At 41.7% G+C, this 16,342-nt stretch carries 16 protein-coding genes and 1 riboswitch; of the genes, 1 reads left to right on the forward strand and 15 read right to left on the reverse strand.

The window, feature by feature from the left end:
- Positions 1-20: 20 nt before the first annotated feature.
- The gene (locus tag CLHUN_RS17380; protein WP_080065898.1) at positions 21-1,526 is read right to left on the reverse strand and encodes an MDR family MFS transporter; all 1,506 of its coding nucleotides are present in this window, start codon (positions 1,524-1,526) and stop codon (positions 21-23) included.
- 136 nt (positions 1,527-1,662) lie between these two features.
- On the opposite strand from CLHUN_RS17380, the gene CLHUN_RS17385 reads away from it, so the two are divergent.
- A complete protein-coding gene (locus CLHUN_RS17385; protein WP_080065899.1) occupies positions 1,663-2,286 on the forward strand; it encodes a PadR family transcriptional regulator in 624 nt (207 codons plus the stop codon).
- A 57-nt stretch (positions 2,287-2,343) separates the two neighbouring features.
- Here CLHUN_RS17385 and sugE read toward each other — a convergent pair whose 3' ends face one another.
- From sugE to prmA, 14 genes are all read right to left on the reverse strand, one after another.
- Positions 2,344-2,664: a quaternary ammonium compound efflux SMR transporter SugE gene (gene sugE / locus CLHUN_RS17390; RefSeq protein ID WP_080065929.1), complete on the reverse strand. Its 321-nt coding sequence runs from the start codon at positions 2,662-2,664 to the stop codon at positions 2,344-2,346.
- Positions 2,665-2,718: 54 nt separating this feature from the next.
- A riboswitch (guanidine-I (ykkC/yxkD leader) is annotated at positions 2,719-2,818 on the reverse strand.
- Positions 2,819-2,930: 112 nt separating this feature from the next.
- On the reverse strand, positions 2,931-4,466 hold the full coding sequence (locus tag CLHUN_RS17395) for a HEAT repeat domain-containing protein (protein ID WP_080065900.1): 1,536 nt from the start codon (positions 4,464-4,466) through the stop codon (positions 2,931-2,933).
- Positions 4,467-4,816: 350 nt separating this feature from the next.
- Positions 4,817-5,797 (reverse strand): MerR family transcriptional regulator, encoded by a 981-nt coding sequence (locus CLHUN_RS17400; RefSeq protein WP_080065901.1) that lies wholly within the window; start codon positions 5,795-5,797, stop codon positions 4,817-4,819.
- 353 nt (positions 5,798-6,150) lie between these two features.
- Complete coding sequence (gene bioB / locus CLHUN_RS17405; RefSeq protein ID WP_080065902.1) at positions 6,151-7,110, reverse strand: biotin synthase BioB; 960 nt, start codon at positions 7,108-7,110, stop codon at positions 6,151-6,153.
- Positions 7,094-7,345: a biotin transporter BioY gene (locus tag CLHUN_RS17410; RefSeq protein ID WP_165755784.1), complete on the reverse strand. Its 252-nt coding sequence runs from the start codon at positions 7,343-7,345 to the stop codon at positions 7,094-7,096. The genes bioB and CLHUN_RS17410 overlap by 17 nt, the downstream gene beginning before the upstream one ends.
- Before the next feature lie 212 nt (positions 7,346-7,557).
- Complete coding sequence (ppdK, locus tag CLHUN_RS17415; protein WP_080065904.1) at positions 7,558-10,197, reverse strand: pyruvate, phosphate dikinase; 2,640 nt, start codon at positions 10,195-10,197, stop codon at positions 7,558-7,560.
- A gap of 233 nt (positions 10,198-10,430) precedes the next feature.
- On the reverse strand, positions 10,431-11,819 hold the full coding sequence (locus CLHUN_RS17420; protein ID WP_080065905.1) for a glycine--tRNA ligase: 1,389 nt from the start codon (positions 11,817-11,819) through the stop codon (positions 10,431-10,433).
- Positions 11,820-11,830: 11 nt separating this feature from the next.
- Positions 11,831-12,037: a DNA-directed RNA polymerase subunit omega gene (gene rpoZ, locus CLHUN_RS17425; RefSeq protein WP_080065906.1), complete on the reverse strand. Its 207-nt coding sequence runs from the start codon at positions 12,035-12,037 to the stop codon at positions 11,831-11,833.
- Between the two features lie 103 nt (positions 12,038-12,140).
- The gene (gene gmk / locus CLHUN_RS17430) at positions 12,141-12,749 is read right to left on the reverse strand and encodes a guanylate kinase (protein ID WP_080065907.1); all 609 of its coding nucleotides are present in this window, start codon (positions 12,747-12,749) and stop codon (positions 12,141-12,143) included.
- A gap of 32 nt (positions 12,750-12,781) precedes the next feature.
- A complete protein-coding gene (remA, locus tag CLHUN_RS17435; RefSeq protein ID WP_080065908.1) occupies positions 12,782-13,060 on the reverse strand; it encodes an extracellular matrix/biofilm regulator RemA in 279 nt (92 codons plus the stop codon).
- A gap of 31 nt (positions 13,061-13,091) precedes the next feature.
- The gene (locus CLHUN_RS17440; RefSeq protein ID WP_080065909.1) at positions 13,092-13,973 is read right to left on the reverse strand and encodes a YicC/YloC family endoribonuclease; all 882 of its coding nucleotides are present in this window, start codon (positions 13,971-13,973) and stop codon (positions 13,092-13,094) included.
- A gap of 300 nt (positions 13,974-14,273) precedes the next feature.
- On the reverse strand, positions 14,274-14,648 hold the full coding sequence (locus CLHUN_RS17445; RefSeq protein WP_080065910.1) for a response regulator: 375 nt from the start codon (positions 14,646-14,648) through the stop codon (positions 14,274-14,276).
- On the reverse strand, positions 14,635-15,387 hold the full coding sequence (locus tag CLHUN_RS17450) for a 16S rRNA (uracil(1498)-N(3))-methyltransferase (protein ID WP_080065911.1): 753 nt from the start codon (positions 15,385-15,387) through the stop codon (positions 14,635-14,637). Before CLHUN_RS17450 ends, CLHUN_RS17445 begins: the two co-directional genes overlap by 14 nt.
- Complete coding sequence (gene prmA, locus CLHUN_RS17455) at positions 15,369-16,319, reverse strand: 50S ribosomal protein L11 methyltransferase (protein WP_080065912.1); 951 nt, start codon at positions 16,317-16,319, stop codon at positions 15,369-15,371. The genes CLHUN_RS17450 and prmA overlap by 19 nt, the downstream gene beginning before the upstream one ends.
- Between the last annotated feature and the right edge of the window lie 23 nt (positions 16,320-16,342).

Below are 16,342 nucleotides of genomic sequence, written 5' to 3' on the forward strand. Positions count from 1 at the left end.
AAAAGCCTGAAGTAAGGCCATTACAGACTTTCAGTGTTATCCACCACTACTGCCGGCTTGAAACCGCTATTTGCAGCAATCTGCTTTCCCCCGTCCCCAGCTTCTCTTTTAAACAGAAAACACAAGGGAATTGCAATCAATACGATAATTACCGAAATAAAGTACACATCATTTATACCCATTACAAAGGCCTTGTCATTCAGCAGTACCTTACTCATATGTACCGCTGTGTCTGCCTGGCTCAAATCAACTGCATGCTGCTTTGCTAAAAAGCTCAGAAGGGATGTGAAAATGCCTATTGACAGACAGCCGATACTCTGTGCTACCCAGTTGTTAACTGCCGAACCGTTTCCTGCAAGCTTCCTGTCCAGGGATGACATGCCCAGATTTGTCACCGGAGCCGTAGCGAAAGCTATCCCCACATTCCGCAATGTCATGCACATAATTATATAAATATGGCTGCTCTCCAGTGAGAGCTGTGAAAGTAAATATGAGCCGGCCGCCATGGAAATGATGCCGCCCACCACAAAAATACGCGGGTCCACACGGTTATACAGCCTGCCCACAACCAGCATGCACAATGCCATGGCCAGAGAGGGCGGAAGCAAAACAAGCCCTGCGTCCAAAGCAGAAATATGCTGGGCATTCTGCAGGAATAGGGGTGTAAGCAAAGAGCCGGCATAAAGGCCCATCGTGATGACACTTCTTATAATTACACTGATGGTAAAACCCTTGTACTTAAATATTTCAAAATTTAAAATTGGATTCCTGGCATGTTTTTCTCTGAAAATGAATACTGCCAAAAGTACCAGTCCTGCTGAGAAAAATGAAATTGTCTCCTTTGAAGTCCATCCCCATTGAGCAGCTTCACTGAAAGCAGTCAAAATCAAAACGCTCGCTGTCAGACATGCCGAAAAACCCAGAAGGTCAAACCCGGCAGGAGGGTTCAGCTTATAGTAAGGCACAGCTTTGACAACCAGAATTATGGCCACAATGCCAATGGGAATGTTCATTAAAAATATAGCCTTCCAATTAAAGTTTTGTATTATCCAACCGCTTATGGTGGGCCCGAAGGCGGGAGCCAGCATAGCCGAAAGACTCCACAGGCTTATAGCCATGGCCTGCTTCTTCCGTGGCGCAACCTGGTAAATGATAGACATGGTTGAAGGTACTGCAAATCCGTTAAAAGCTCCCTGCAATATCCGAAAAGCCACCAGGGATTGGATATTCCATGACAGGGCGCACAATAAGGAGCACAGGGTGAATCCTATAATTGAAATTAAATAGGTTGTCTTATAGCTGAATCTTTCTCCAAAATAACAGGTTACAGGTGCAATTATTCCCGTTGACAGCATAAAGCCTGTCATTGCCCACTTCACTGTATCCAGGCCGGTATTGAAATGTTCCATCAAATAAGGTACGGCAATATTTATAGTGCTTGAGGCAAGGGTCATAAGAAAAGCGCCTGTGACTATGGCAACCATCAGCAAGCCATATCCCGGCTCTTTTTGTTCAGTATTTTCCATTAATGCGCTCCAATCATAACTGCATTAGGTAATTTGTCAGTTAATTAATTAATTGATTATATGTCAATAATGACATATAATATAATATGCCTGTTAAATACATATGTCAATGATGACATATGAAAAGGAGAAATATATGAACAAATTATCCTATGGATTACTGAGTTTCCTATCTACCGAACCGCTTACCGGCTATGATCTGATGCTTAAGCTGAACCAAATCTGGAACACCACTCATAGTGCCATCTACCCACTGCTTGCAGAATTGGAAGAAAAAAAATATGTGGCTTACACAATTATCGGTCAGAACAGTAAACCGGATAAAAAGGTCTATGAAATTACCAAGGCGGGCAGAGAGGTGCTGAGGACCTGGATTGCCTCCCCCACGGATGAAGCCGTGCGAAAAGATGAAATGATGCTGAAGATTTATTGCATGCAGGGTCTGGATAAGTTGACAATGGATAATTTACTTGACGAAATGGAAGCCAGATACCGCGCGCAGCTTGAAAAGTATACCCGTTCCCTGGAAAAAATCATTGCTTCAAACAACAACAGATTTGATTCGTATAATTCTTCCAAATTCGGCACCTTTGTAATACTGCAAAAAGTAATCTGCGACATTAAAACGGGTATAAGCTGGTGCAAGTGGCTCCGAAGCTTGTGTAATAAAGCTTCTGCAATTGACTGTTCAAAAGACAGTTTTGAGAGCTTTGAGGAGTTAATGGAAAATTATCAAGTAAGCTCCATAGGCAAATCTTGAGTGTAGACTTTACCAGATTTTATATCAGAAAGACCGGCGTTGATTCCGGCCTTCGCTTTATACATCAGATACGATTTTCAGTCCTATTATGCCTATAACAATAAGTGCCACAAATACTAATCTTATAAGCTCAACGGGCTCCTTGAACAGCATTATTCCCAGAATCACAGTCCCCACCGTACCTATACCTGTCCAGACAGCATATGCCGTCCCCAAAGGAAGGTTTTTCAATGCCAAAGATAAAAAGTAAAAGCTCGCTATCATTCCTATTATAGTCAATATACCATGTACTAATTTCGTAAATCCTTGGGAATACTTCAGCCCAACAGCCCAGCACGTTTCAAGCAGCCCGGCAATAACCAGTAATATCCAATTCATTTTTTCACCTCCTTTCATGCCAAAAAACAAAAAAACCCGGAAGATACTTATAATATCTCCCAGGCTTTTATCCTTCCGTGTACACAGGTACTGTGGTTTTATCTCGGTCCAGACCAGAGCTTTGCAGAACTGCGGAACCCTATAAAACTTTTTTATATGAAATTTTCTTACTTTAATAATAATACCATATGGCTTTGGTATTTTCAATTAATACAAGTCAGTTTTCATTGCTATCATAATAAACCCTTTCAAAGTCCATGGCTTATTTACTTTAAAAGAAACAGCAATTCCCTTATAAGACCGGGTGAAAGCGTTTCCTTTTGTTTCTCTATTAACATTTGAATTTTGTCAATCTGCCGGCCGTTTGCCTGTACAAACGACCTGTTGAAATCAAATATCCAATTTTGGATGGACTGTAAAGCCAGTTTTAAAACGTTATCTTCTTCATAGGATAAGGCTTCCAGCATATAAATCAATCGTCCCCACTTTGAAGCCTTGAAAAGAATAGCCATACATTTAATCTTCGTATACTCGTATGGCGTTTCCTTAAAAATCTCAAAAACCCTGACATAATCCGCAATGTTATATTTAACAATTAGTTTTTGAGCGGTTTTAACAACTCCTAACCTGCTGTCAGTGAGCTTTTCCGTAATAAGAGTTTTGTATTTTTCACTATCCAGCCTCATTAATGAGATTAGCGCTGCCCTAACTACGGTAATTCGACTATCTTTAAGATAACCTTCAAGGATTTCTGTGTCCTCTGCCTGCCCTGTCTCTCCTAATCCTAAAATAGCAGCTGCAGTAAATTGTTCAATGTTTCTTACATACACTGACCGAAAATCAAAATCCAATGAATGTTGTTTGATAATATTCCGAGCCAATGCTCTTACATATGCATCCTTATCAAGAAGCATTTTCATTGAAATGTCATAAATATTCTCATATTGTTTATCTTGAAGATATTGCAAAGCTAAAATACGGTTGCGTGCAAATTTATCCTTCAACATGATATATGAAGCTTCTATCATATCTTGACTGGTTTTACGCAATCTCTCGAATAATATTGTCCGTAAAAAGGGCTCCGGTTCATGTTTTAATTGACTAAGCGCCTGTTCAATGTCTGGTTGAGAAGCTTCAAACAATGCACCTATACAAATTCTGCGGGTTCTAAGATTATCACTTTGCAAGCCTTTGTTTAAATCTTCCTTATGTTCTTGACTAACAAGCTTATCAAAAAACTTTTGGGTATATTCGCCATGGGACCCCCGACTGCTCCACTTCAGTTTTTCAGCAAATGGCAACGCAGCGAGCATCTCGCCTTCAGACAGGTTTTGCAGCCTCTTATCAAAAGCTTTACCGGCAGCTTGACGAACCTGTAAAACCCAATCGTTTTGCCGTAAAATGACATATGGCAATGTGCCGTCATAGTCTCCCAACCTATGGACGGCTTTCTCCCGAATATAGCCATTTGGGTTAAAGGATGCGAATATCAATACTGCTTTTCGCTCCTCTGTATTCATAGATGATGTAATAAAATTATCTACCTTTTGTTCGCGCCAATCTATACTCCACTCCATTGAGGTAGTCTGTCTCATTTGCGTATCAATCCGGATAATATCATCAAACTCAAAACTTTTTAGTACATTGTTCAAGGCTTTGGCAGCCAGAAGTTTAGATTGGGAATCTTCTTCGCTGAAAACGCAGAAAATCAAAGAAAGCCTCCTCCGGTCTCCTTCATTTAAAGCATTTATGTTCCCCTCCAGATGCTTACCAAACCAACCTCGTTTTTTCTTCCAAAACATGATATCACCTCCTCTTTGCCAGGCTGTTAAAACTGATTGGCAAATCAATAATTATCTTCAACAAGTCATAGCCGCCTTTCTTTTGGGTATTATATAACAATTGGTAATGACTGGATAGGACTAAATTTCTTATTAAAAAAACAAGATGCCGGTATGCATAATCCAGCTACCAGCACCTATATCCTCTTCTTGCATAATTACCTCAAACCTTTATGTTACAGGGCTTTCACACCATGTACCTTACTACTGCTGTCCCAGCCCGACTCCTCCTGTTGCTGCCTTGAGCAGCGGCTATCGAAATAGATCAATCTCCACTTTTTCACATTATGGAACGCTTCAAATCATGCCTGTTATTTTTCTTTTATCGGTAGGAGCAAGTCTATTTGAATTGTAACGTTATCAGGGGAAAGCATGAATTTATTCATGTAATTAAGATGCTCTTCCATGCATTCTCTTTCTACTATTTGCTCTTTAAAATTCAATTCATACTTTTCATTATTCTGTGCCCAATTATATAGTTTAAACCATTCCTCGAAAGAACCCATAGGAATCATATACGCACAAAACAATCCGCCTGCAAATTGTTTTTTTGTAAAGGGCGGCTTTACTTCAAACTCGTCTGGAATTGTAACCCATCTTTCATATCCATGGTCACTTCCATCTGGCATATTACCGTTTGGGTTGTTAAATCCATAATGCCTGAAATCGGGCTTCACTTCATACAGCTTTGTTTCTCTGATAAAATTATGCAGCAAATTTCCGCTTTCAAGTTCGGCGGCACCGCCTGTACAATGAATACTTGCTACCTCAGCGGGGGGCAGATAAATGATTCTTACCTCCCTGTCCTGCAATTTGTTCAGGCTGTCATTTGCTTTGTCTAACTCATCCATTGACTTTTCCTCCTTAAAATTAATCTTAGTAAGTAGTAAAGGCTCAACAATTTTTAAGATATCATTGTCATGGAGCAAATCCAATTTGACATTGATTTTTTCACTCTCATTCAAACGTGCAACTAGCGATTGCAAAATGGTTTTAATGGTAGTAAGAGCTGTTATTTCAATATCAAGTTCGGCAATATTTTTTTGAAATACTTCAATAATATGCGACTTTTCGCTATTTTCAAAAATAGATTTTATCTGTTTCAGAGGAATCCGCAGTTTTCGCAGTACAATTATCTGCTGCAGACGCCTTACAGCAGTTTCATCGTATATACGATAAGCATAGTCTTCTTTCTTTTGACTCTGTATAAGCTCTATTTGTTCATAATAACGAAGCGTTCTTGTTGAAATATTTAAGTTTCGTGATACTTCGCTGATTGTTAATAACCCCATGCCTTTACCTCCTTTCCTTATTAAGCATAAAGGACGACACGACGTCAAAGTCAATAGTTTTTTGAATTTACTTTTATACTGTTCTCAAGCCTTTCCTCATGTGAAATTTTACCTGCATCAGGCAAAATCTCGTTGCCCTGTATAAACTTTTGAAATGTGGCTCGTTTATGGTGTATACCTCCACAGCGAGGTTACGGTCAATCCAGAACATCTGTTTTGCATTAAATTGTATGCCATATTCTGTTATGAGTCAAGCTCTTATTAAAAAACAAGGAAAGCCGGCCCAGGAGTCGGATTTGCAGCTTTTTATGAAGCTATGATATGCTTGAAATGGCGGTAACCTTATCCTCCTGCTAATCGGCTTCTATGTAATATTGAAATCCAGCCTCAATAATAATTTTGATCGTATCTTCTATGTCTTGCCCATCAGCGGTCAAATATCCGGAGGCAAAAATGGAATCTACCGCACAAAACATTTCTTTTTCCTTTCCCTTCAAATATACTTCTCTTCCGGCAGCACAGCGTATATCTGATTTCGGAGTTAATAGACGGGCAAGACATAGTACCTTCAGACAATACTCAGCAGACAGAAGCGAAGTATCCGTATTTCCCAAGGCCGTCCCCTTTATTGGTATCAGGAAATTGATTGGCACTGATTGAGGATTAATTTCCCGTATTTCGAAAAGCATATCCACAACGTCTATCTTTTTTTCCCCAAGACCTATAATACCGCCGCAGCAAATTTCAAACCCCATACCTTGCAGCATTTTAATGTTGTCTATTCTCCCTTGATAGGTGTGCGTCGTGCAGATGTTCGGGTAATAATTTCTGCTTGTATTCAGATTATGGTTTATCCTGTTGACTCCTGCTTCTTTCAGCTTTTTAGCTTGTCCCGAAGTTAAGAAACCGATAGAGCAGCAGATTTGAGTATTTGTTCCGTTTTTTAATTCTCTGACACGATTGGCAAACTCGTTTATCTCGGAATCAGTAAAACGTATGCCGCTTAATCCGATACAATGCCTCGAAAGTCTTTTTTCCCGAACAATATAGTTGTCCGCCAGTAGTTTGCCATATGATATCAGCTTGTATTTTTCAATACTTGATTTGGAATTATTAGATTGCGCGCAATAAGCGCAGTTCTGCGAACAATCCCCGCTCCGCGCATTTGTAAGAAGCTGTATACCGACCATATTCCCTTTATGCTTTTTTCTGACAGCGAAAACAATATCCAGCAGCTCGGGCAGGTCAGCGTCAGGCAAATTGAGAATAGACAGGGCTTCTTCTTTGGACAGGTCATTAAAATTGTACAACATTACTGCCCCCCATAAAACCTGAAAACACAGGCAACCCCACAGCTCCCGTGAAAGCAAAAATAATCTGGCTCAACGCGCCAGATTTAGCTCCCAATAATCCCGCGGCGATAAAAGTTGAAATGTGTGCAAGATTTAGGGGAACAGGGCCGATTGGAATAGATATTTGCGGCAATATTGCCGTCATGGCAGCAAACAAAGCGCATAACGCAAGTTCCTTAGTTTTGTTTTTTCTCATAAAACCCTCCGAACTATAAGCTATGTTATTCATTATACACGCAAGAATTTCCTATTGTCAACCTACTCCACGTGTTTGGTTGACAATAGGAAATCTCATGTCATGTTAGGTTTGTTTACAAAAAGGGTATTATCTCTCAAAATTATCAAGAAATAATACCCTTACTTTATTTTATACTTATGCCCTCAAACTCTTGCCACATAAGGACTTCTCTACTTCTGTCCCAGCCCTCCTCCGCCTATTGCCGCCTGGGCCGCCGCAAGTCTCGCTATGGGCACGCGGAAGGGTGAGCAACTGACATAGTTCAGCCCTGCCCTATGACAGAATTCAATAGAGGATGGATCTCCCCCGTGCTCTCCGCATATGCCCAGCTTTATATCAGGCCTGGTCTGCTTTCCAAGCTTCGCAGCCATTTCAACCAGCTTGCCTACCCCTGTCTGGTCAAGCTTTGCAAAGGGGTCGGATTCGTAAATTTTCTTAGCATAGTAGTCCTCCAGGAATTTACCTGCATCGTCACGGCTGAAGCCGAAGGTCATCTGGGTAAGGTCGTTTGTACCAAAGGAGAAGAACTCTGCTTCCTTTGCTATATCATCTGCCGTAAGAGCCGCCCTGGGTATCTCTATCATGGTACCCACCTTGTACTCCAGCTTCACTCCGGCCTTTTCAATAACTTCAGCAGCAGTCCTTACAACAATGTCCTTAACGTATTTCAGTTCTTTTATCTCACCCACCAGCGGAATCATTATTTCAGGAACCACCGACATTCCTTTTGCATTTACATTTATTGCAGCCTCTATAACTGCTCTGGTCTGCATTTCAGCTATTTCAGGATAGGATACCGCCAGACGGCAGCCTCTGTGTCCCATCATGGGATTGAATTCATGCAGGCTGGAAACTATTCCCTTTAAATCCTCAAAACTCATTTCCATTTCCTTTGCGAGAGCCTCAATATCGACCTCAGCCTGGGGCAGGAATTCGTGCAGAGGCGGGTCAAGGAATCTTATGGTTACAGGATAGCCCTGCATTTCCCTGAAAAGGCCCTCAAAATCACTTCTCTGCATGGGAAGCAGCTTATCCAGCGCTTTTCTTCTCTGTTCTTCCGTTCTTGACACAATCATTTCCCGCATTGCAGGAATCCTGTCAGGTTCAAAAAACATATGCTCCGTACGGCAAAGGCCTATACCCTCTGCTCCGAACTTAATGGCCTGAGCAGCATCGGCAGGAGTATCGGCATTTGCCCTGACCTTGAGAGTCCTGACCTCATCCGCCCACTGCATCAGTGTAGAAAAATCCCCTGTCATTTCAGGCTCTATGGCAGGCAGCCTTTCGCCATACACATTGCCCGTGGAGCCGTCCAGAGAAATCCAGTCGCCTTCCATATACTTCCTGCCATCCCTGTCTATAAAATACTTCTCTTCCTCATTTATTCTTATGTCACTGCAGCCTGCCACGCAGCAAGTACCCATGCCGCGTGCCACCACTGCCGCATGGGAAGTCATTCCTCCGCGTCCGGTCAGGATACCCTGGGAAACATGCATGCCCTCAATATCCTCCGGAGAGGTTTCCATTCTGACAAGTATTATTTTCTTTTCGCCGCCCTTTGAAGCTTCAACAGCTTCCTCAGCTTCAAAATATACACGGCCGGTTGCTGCTCCGGGTGACGCAGGAAGTCCTTTGGCAACAGGTTTTGCCGACTTAAGAGCTTTTGGCTCAAAGTTCGGATGCAAAAGGGCATCCAACTGCTTTGGATCAACCTTCATAAGGGCTTCGTTCCTGTCTATCATTCCTTCGTTCACCAGATCAACCGCTATTTTCAAAGCGGCTGCCGCAGTTCTCTTTCCGTTTCTGGTCTGCAGCATGAAAAGCTTGCCCTTTTCTATGGTAAACTCCATATCCTGCATATCTCTATAATGGTTTTCAAGAATATTTGCTGTTTCAACAAACTGATTATAGGCAGCTTCATTAACGGCCCTCATTTGTTCCATGGGCTGCGGCGTTCTTATTCCCGCAACAACATCTTCCCCCTGTGCATTCATGAGGAATTCGCCGTACAGCTTCTTTTCACCGGTGGAAGGATTTCTTGTAAAAGCAACCCCTGTCCCCGAATCATTTCCCATATTGCCGTAAACCATCTCCTGAACATTGACGGCAGTACCCCAATCTCCGGGAATGTCGTTGAGCCTCCTGTAAACAATGGCGCGCGGGTTATCCCAGGAACGGAAAACCGCTTTTACTGCCTCCATAAGCTGTATCTTGGGCTCCTGGGGAAATTCAAAGCCCTTCTCGGCTTTAAAAAGCTCTTTATATCTTTTTACAACTTCCTTAAGGTTATCAGCCGACAAGTCTGTGTCAAATTTTGCTCCGTTTTCTTCTTTAACCGCATCCAGGATTTTTTCGAATCTGGGTTTCTCAACCTCCATAACTACATCTGAAAACATCTGAATAAATCTCCTATAGCTGTCATAGGCAAATCTTTCATTGTTTGTAAGCTTTGCCAGCCCTTCCACCACCTGGTCATTCAAGCCCAGATTCAAGATAGTGTCCATCATGCCAGGCATGGAAGCTCTCGCTCCCGATCTTACCGATACAAGGAAAGGATTTTCAGGATCACCAAAGTTTTTTCCCACAATCTGTTCTGTCCTGGCAAGCATCTGATAGATCTCAGCCTCTATCTCGGCTGCAATTACTTTACCGTCATTGTAATACCTTGTGCATGCTTCAGTAGTTACTGTGAATCCTCTTGGAACCGGAAGCCCCAAACCGGTCATTTCAGCCAGGTTCGCTCCCTTGCCTCCGAGAAGGTTTTTCATGGATGCATTTCCTTCACTAAAAAGATAAACGTACTTTGACATTTAAAACCCTCCTGTACAAACTTATAATTGATGTATTAACAAAATTGCAACGCAATTTATGTCTTCAAATGTGTCTGCTCTGGATAGCCTAAATAGATAGTTCCGGTTATATTGCCAATGGAGTTGTAATGGATGCAGTTTTTGAAATTGTTAAAAACGTAACTTTCCCTATAGGCAATTAATGCAGGCATAATTATTATGCCTGCATTTAGTATTATGCTATGCATAATACGTTAAAATACAAATTTTCCGTCAAAATATGAAATTAAATCATCTATCTTTATCCTGATCTGCTGCATTGTATCTCTGTCTCTTATGGTTACACTTCCGTCTTCAAGTGAATCAAAGTCAAAGGTAATGCAGTAGGGTGTTCCTATTTCATCCTGCCTGCGGTATCTCTTGCCTATGCTGCCGGTTTCATCAAATTCACAGTAATAGTGCTTTGCAAGCATTTGATATACCTTGTCCGCTTCCTCTCCCAGCTTCTTTGATAAGGGCAGCACTGCGATTTTCACCGGAGCAAGGGCAGGGTGGAATCTCAATACTGTTCTCACATCGCCTTCGGCAACCTCTTCCTCATCATAAGCATCGCAAAGGAAGGCCAGAGTTACTCTGTCTGCACCCAATGAAGGCTCAATGCAGTAAGGTACGTATTTCTCGTTTGTAGCAGGATCAAAGTATGACAAGTCATCCTTTGAATGCAGCATATGCTGTTTAAGATCAAAATCGGTTCTGTCGGCAATACCCCACAGTTCTCCCCATCCGAAGGGGAACAGGAACTCAATGTCAGTAGTGGCATTGCTGTAGTGTGAAAGCTCTTTTTTATCGTGGTCACGCAGCTTTAAGGATTCAGGCTTCATATTCAGGTTCAGCAGCCAGTTATAGCAAAAGTCCTTCCAATAGCTGAACCATTCCAGATCCTTGCCGGGTTCGCAGAAAAATTCAAGTTCCATCTGTTCAAATTCACGGGTTCTGAAGGTAAAGTTTCCAGGTGTTATCTCATTTCTGAAGGACTTTCCTATCTGTCCGATTCCAAAAGGAATTTTCTTTCTGGAAGTTCTCTGAACATTCTTAAAATTTACAAATATTCCCTGGGCCGTTTCTGGTCTCAGGAATATCTCAGCCTTTGAGTCCTCGGTAACACCCTGGAAGGTTTTAAACATGAGGTTGAATTTTCTTATATCGGTGAAGTTCGCTGAATCACAGTTAGGACATTTTACTCCCTTGTCCTTTATGTATTCCATCAGCTCTTCATTTTTAAGACCGTCAACTTTGAACTCGATGTTGTTTTCCTTGTTCCAGTCTTCTATCAGCTTGTCAGCCCTGTGACGTGTTTTACAATCCTTGCAGTCTATGAGCGGATCACTGAAACCGCCCACATGTCCTGAAGCCACCCATACCTGGGGATTCATGAGAATTGCACAGTCAACGCCTACATTATATGAGCTTTCCTGTATAAACTTTTTCCACCAGGCTTTTTTTACGTTGTTCTTCAGCTCCACACCCAAAGGACCGTAATCCCATGCATTTGCAAGTCCCCCGTAAATATCCGAACCAGGATAAACAAAACCTCTGTTCTTTGCCAAAGAAACTATTTTTTCCATTGTCTTTTCAAATGACACCTTAATTCCCCCTATTTTATAACATTCTTGGTTCTTACATATGTTATTTTATCCTCTGCTATCTCATGGATAGCAATAGTAACTTCCTTGTCCGAATTTACCTTGGTCAGTTTAGTGGCACCGTCCACAAGCTGTCTCGCCCTCTTCGCCGCCTCAACTACCAAAGTGTATCTGCTGTCAACTTTTTTCATCAATTCATTGATTGAAGGATAAATCATATAATCTCCTCTCTGCGTGCTTTACGCTTGAACTCTGTAATAATAAAATATCAAATATGGATGTAATCACAAATCTCGAGGTTTGGCTGAAACGCCGCCTCTGTTACTGCTTTATCAAGCTGTCTATATACTCCGTATTTCTTGACGGCTTCAGGCGCTCGGCATCCAAAACCTTTTCTATATTCACAACTGCAGCATCAACACTGTCATTTAAAATCAGGTAATCGTACTTGGATACGTATTTCAACTCGTTTGCCGCCTGCTCCAGTCTTTTCTCAATCACATCGCAGCACTCGGTAGCCCTGCTTTCAATTCTTCTTCTCAGTTCTTCCAGTGACGGAGGAACTATAAAAACAAGTACACATTCAGGATATTTTTGTTTTATCTCCAACGCACCTTCTACTGTTATCTCCAATATGACATCAGTGCCTTTATCCAGACATTCATCAACAAATGCCTTGGGTGTACCGTAATAATTGTCACAGTATTTGTCCCACTCTATCAAAGCATCCTTTTCAAGCATGTCAAGGAATTGACTTTCCGATACAAAAAAATAGTTTTGCCCTTCAACCTCTCCCTGGCGCGGTTTTCTCGTCGTTGCCGATACCGAGTATCTGACATTTTCCCTTTCAGAGAGCAATTTCTTGCACACAGTGCCCTTGCCTGTGCCGGAGGGGCCAGATATAACCACTAATAGACCTCTTTGCTGCATTCCTTCCTCCAATTATCCTATATATAAAATTACTATTCTTCCTCAGTCTCCACTTCAGGCTCGTTGACATCAACATCCTTGGTATTGAGCCTGTGAGCCACTGTTTCAGGCTGGACCGCCGACAAAATGATATGGTCGCTGTCGGTAATAATAACAGCTCTGGTTCTTCTGCCGTAGGTGGCATCTATAAGCATCCCTCTGTCCCTGGCTTCCTGAATGATTCTTTTTATTGGCGCCGATTCAGGACTGACAATGGCCACAAGTCTGTTAGCCGAAACAATATTTCCAAATCCAATATTTATAAGCTTCATAAATTTCCTCCCGGATTAATCATCATAAATCCTATTCCATGTTCTGAATCTGTTCCCTGATCTTCTCGGTTTCACTTTTTAACTCCAATACGAGCTTTGTGATTTCAATGTCATTTGACTTTGATCCGATGGTATTGATTTCCCGGTTTATTTCCTGAACCAGAAAATCAAGTTTTCTTCCTACAGGCTGCTTTTTAATGCTCAGGATATCCCTTAGCTGAATCAGATGGCTGCCCAGCCTGACAAGCTCCTCATCAATGCTGCATCTGTCGGCAAAAATAGCTACTTCCATAGCTATCCTGTTTTCATCGATGGTTTGCTGGTTCAAAAGCTCCTTTATCCTGTTTTCCAGCTTTTGTTTATATTCTATGACAACCTCCGGACTTCTATTTGTTATCTGAGAAATAATTTTTTCCATATAATCCGCTTTTTGAAGCAGGCTCATTCTAAGCTCATTGCCTTCCTTCTCACGCATCTGGACCAGCGAAGCCACAGCAGCGTCCAGGGCTTTGTTCAAAATAACCCAAAGCTGTTCTTCATCATCTTCGTTCTTTTCTATTCTCAATACATCGGGAAATCTGGAAACAAAGGACAGGCTCAAGTCATCCTTCAAACCGTACTTGTCCCGGAGCTTTTCCACTGCCTGTATGTATGCGCCGGCCAATGCCTCGTCAAGCATGACACTCCTTGAATCCTCGGAGCGGTCTTCAAAAGATATGAATATATCAACCTTTCCTCTGAATATGCTCTTGGCTGCTACCTCTCTGACACGTTCCTCCAGGTATGCAATCTGCCTGGGCAATTTTATATAAAAGTCAACATAACGATGATTAACACTCTTAATCTCCACAGTAAATTCCTTACCGTGTTCAGCATAGGTTCCTCTTCCGAACCCGGTCATGCTTCTAACCATAAAAACCTCCATTTTCCGGAATGCTTTCAGGGATTTATTTACTTCCAAATCCTTCTTAAGCAATTTTCATATGTATTATAACACAATTTCGCATTAATTAAAGAATTATTTACTACTTTTCTTATATTTTATCAATTTTTCTTCCATTTCCTTCTGTTCTTAAGTTCTTACACTAAATTATTACCCAAATATAACATATTAATGCTCCCTGCATAAAGCCCGACTCTGTCCTGAAACCTCCAGGCAAACAAAAAATGAGGGTAATCCCCCCATTTAGTATTGTCAGCCTTGATATTTTATCTATTTCATTTTAAGAACGTTTTCTATTGCCTGCTGAACCCTGGTTTTGTCAAAAGGCTTGACTATAAAATCCCTGGCTCCCATCTTTATTGCATCAATCACCATTGATTGCTGTCCCATGGCTGAAACCATGATTATCTTTGTATTGGGCGACGCGTTCAATATTTCCTTTATAGCCATAATACCATCCATTTCAGGCATTGTAATATCCAAAGTCATTATATCCGGTAGAAATTTTTTTGCCTGCGAAATGGCTTCATGACCATTGGCGCCTTCGCCCACAACCACATAATTTGAGTTTTCTTCAATCATTCTCTTGATGAGTGTTCTCATAAAAACAGCATCATCAACAACCACAAATTTAAGTTCTTCCATTAGACACATCTCCTAATTCATACATCATTAGTGAAAGTGCAACTATCCCCGCTGTTTCAGTTCGCAGAATCCTAGGACCAAGTGTCATCTTTCTTATTCCCCTGCTATCTGCAAGTTCTATTTCCTGCTCCGTAAACCCGCCTTCAGGGCCGATAAAAATAGCCGCACTTTTTGTATTGGAACAAGCTGATACAATTTCCTTGAATCCAACGGAACTTTCCTTCTCGTAAGGAATTATCGCCAAGTCCTTGTGAGAAGCCGCAGCTACAGCCTCAGCAAACTTAACAGGCATTCCTACAACGGGTACAAGCCCCCTGTTGCACTGCTTGGCAGCTTCCAAAGCAATTTTTTGCCATCTGGAAACCTTAGCCTGTGCATCTTTCCCGGAATTTATCTTTACAATACTTCTTTCAGTAATTACGGGTACTATTTCTGAAATCCCGAGTTCAATGCATTTTTGCACTATGAGTTCCATCTTGTCAGCCTTGGGCAGTCCCTGAAACAAGGTTACCCTGAGAGAGGACTCAGTTACATTTACAGCCTTATCCGTTATACTGGCATATATACAATCATTGCCTATCTCATCTATAACGGAGGTGTAATCGGTCCCTTCACAGCAAACCGTGACAGTATCACCTTTAACCGCTCTCAAAACCTTTTTGAGATGCTGGTAGTCCTCGCCGGTGATTTTTATTCTATTGTCCTCAATCTGCGTTCTATTTACAAAGTATCTGGACATCTGAACACCATTGCCACCCATTCACCCATTTCAAGGCTTTCAATCAAACCCATTCCACTTTTTGAACAGGCATCAATAACATCCTGTTTTCTCTCCCTGATTATACCGGAGGTAATAAACAAGGAGTTCTTTTTTAAATAATAAGGTATAAGTGTGGACAAGTCAATAATTACATTGGCAATGATATTTGCCACAATTATATCAAACTTTTGCCCGTCTTGATTCAAATCCGACAATATACCCCGTCTAGTTTCTATTTTAACAGATTCCCCGTTAATTTCCACATTTTCCTTTGCAACCTTTACGGCAACTTCATCTATATCCAACGCCCTGACACTTTCAGCACCCAGCTTTGAAGCTATAATTGCCAGTATACCCGTACCGCAGCCCACATCCAGCACTTCACTTCCGGCGCTCATATATTTGTCCAGCAGCAGTGAACACATTTGTGTAGTTTCATGCGTTCCTGTACCAAAGGCCATTCCCGGGTCCATTTCAACTATTATTTCTGAGCCGCTGGCTTCATAAGCCTCCCAGGTAGGCTTAACAACAATCCTGTCCGTCAGTTTAAAAGGCTTGTAGTACTTCTTCCAGGCGGTTGACCAGTCTTCATCATCCACCTCGCCATAGCCCTCCAAACCTTTTCCTATATTGAGAAATTGGGAAATATTAGCAAGTCCCTCGTTTATTTGCTTCAAAAGTTCGTCAATACTTAAGCCGTTCTGGAAATAGGCTGATATTACCACATCTTCGCCCAGGGCCTCCAGAAACTCCTCATCGGCATAATCCAATGTGTTTGGTTTTTCGATTTCTCTTCTGATGTCAAAGGGGTCCTTAATAGCAACTCCACCGGCGCCCATGGATGTCAGCATTTCAGCTACTGCATCGCTGGCCTCTTCCGTTGTGTTTACCCTTATCTCATACCACTTCATCTTTTTCTCCTTCTGTGCTGTGT

This window comes from Ruminiclostridium hungatei (assembly GCF_002051585.1).
In the GTDB taxonomy this organism is placed as follows: Bacteria; Bacillota; Clostridia; order Acetivibrionales; family DSM-1351; genus Ruminiclostridium; species Ruminiclostridium hungatei.

Excerpts from the sequence above, each read along its gene's own strand:
- CLHUN_RS17380 (WP_080065898.1), bottom strand. The coding sequence starts at position 1,526 with ATGGAAAATACTGAACAAAAAGAGCCGGGATATGGCTTGCTGATGGTT.
- CLHUN_RS17385 (WP_080065899.1), top strand. The coding sequence starts at position 1,663 with ATGAACAAATTATCCTATGGATTACTGAGTTTCCTATCTACCGAACCG.
- sugE (WP_080065929.1), bottom strand. The coding sequence starts at position 2,664 with ATGAATTGGATATTACTGGTTATTGCCGGGCTGCTTGAAACGTGCTGG.
- CLHUN_RS17395 (WP_080065900.1), bottom strand. The coding sequence starts at position 4,466 with ATGTTTTGGAAGAAAAAACGAGGTTGGTTTGGTAAGCATCTGGAGGGG.
- CLHUN_RS17400 (WP_080065901.1), bottom strand. The coding sequence starts at position 5,797 with ATGGGGTTATTAACAATCAGCGAAGTATCACGAAACTTAAATATTTCA.
- bioB (WP_080065902.1), bottom strand. The coding sequence starts at position 7,110 with ATGTTGTACAATTTTAATGACCTGTCCAAAGAAGAAGCCCTGTCTATT.
- CLHUN_RS17410 (WP_165755784.1), bottom strand. The coding sequence starts at position 7,345 with ATGAGAAAAAACAAAACTAAGGAACTTGCGTTATGCGCTTTGTTTGCT.
- ppdK (WP_080065904.1), bottom strand. The coding sequence starts at position 10,197 with ATGTCAAAGTACGTTTATCTTTTTAGTGAAGGAAATGCATCCATGAAA.
- rpoZ (WP_080065906.1), bottom strand. The coding sequence starts at position 12,037 with ATGATTTATCCTTCAATCAATGAATTGATGAAAAAAGTTGACAGCAGA.
- gmk (WP_080065907.1), bottom strand. The coding sequence starts at position 12,749 with ATGCAGCAAAGAGGTCTATTAGTGGTTATATCTGGCCCCTCCGGCACA.
- remA (WP_080065908.1), bottom strand. The coding sequence starts at position 13,060 with ATGAAGCTTATAAATATTGGATTTGGAAATATTGTTTCGGCTAACAGA.
- CLHUN_RS17440 (WP_080065909.1), bottom strand. The coding sequence starts at position 13,973 with ATGGTTAGAAGCATGACCGGGTTCGGAAGAGGAACCTATGCTGAACAC.
- CLHUN_RS17445 (WP_080065910.1), bottom strand. The coding sequence starts at position 14,648 with ATGGAAGAACTTAAATTTGTGGTTGTTGATGATGCTGTTTTTATGAGA.
- CLHUN_RS17450 (WP_080065911.1), bottom strand. The coding sequence starts at position 15,387 with ATGTCCAGATACTTTGTAAATAGAACGCAGATTGAGGACAATAGAATA.
- prmA (WP_080065912.1), bottom strand. The coding sequence starts at position 16,319 with ATGAAGTGGTATGAGATAAGGGTAAACACAACGGAAGAGGCCAGCGAT.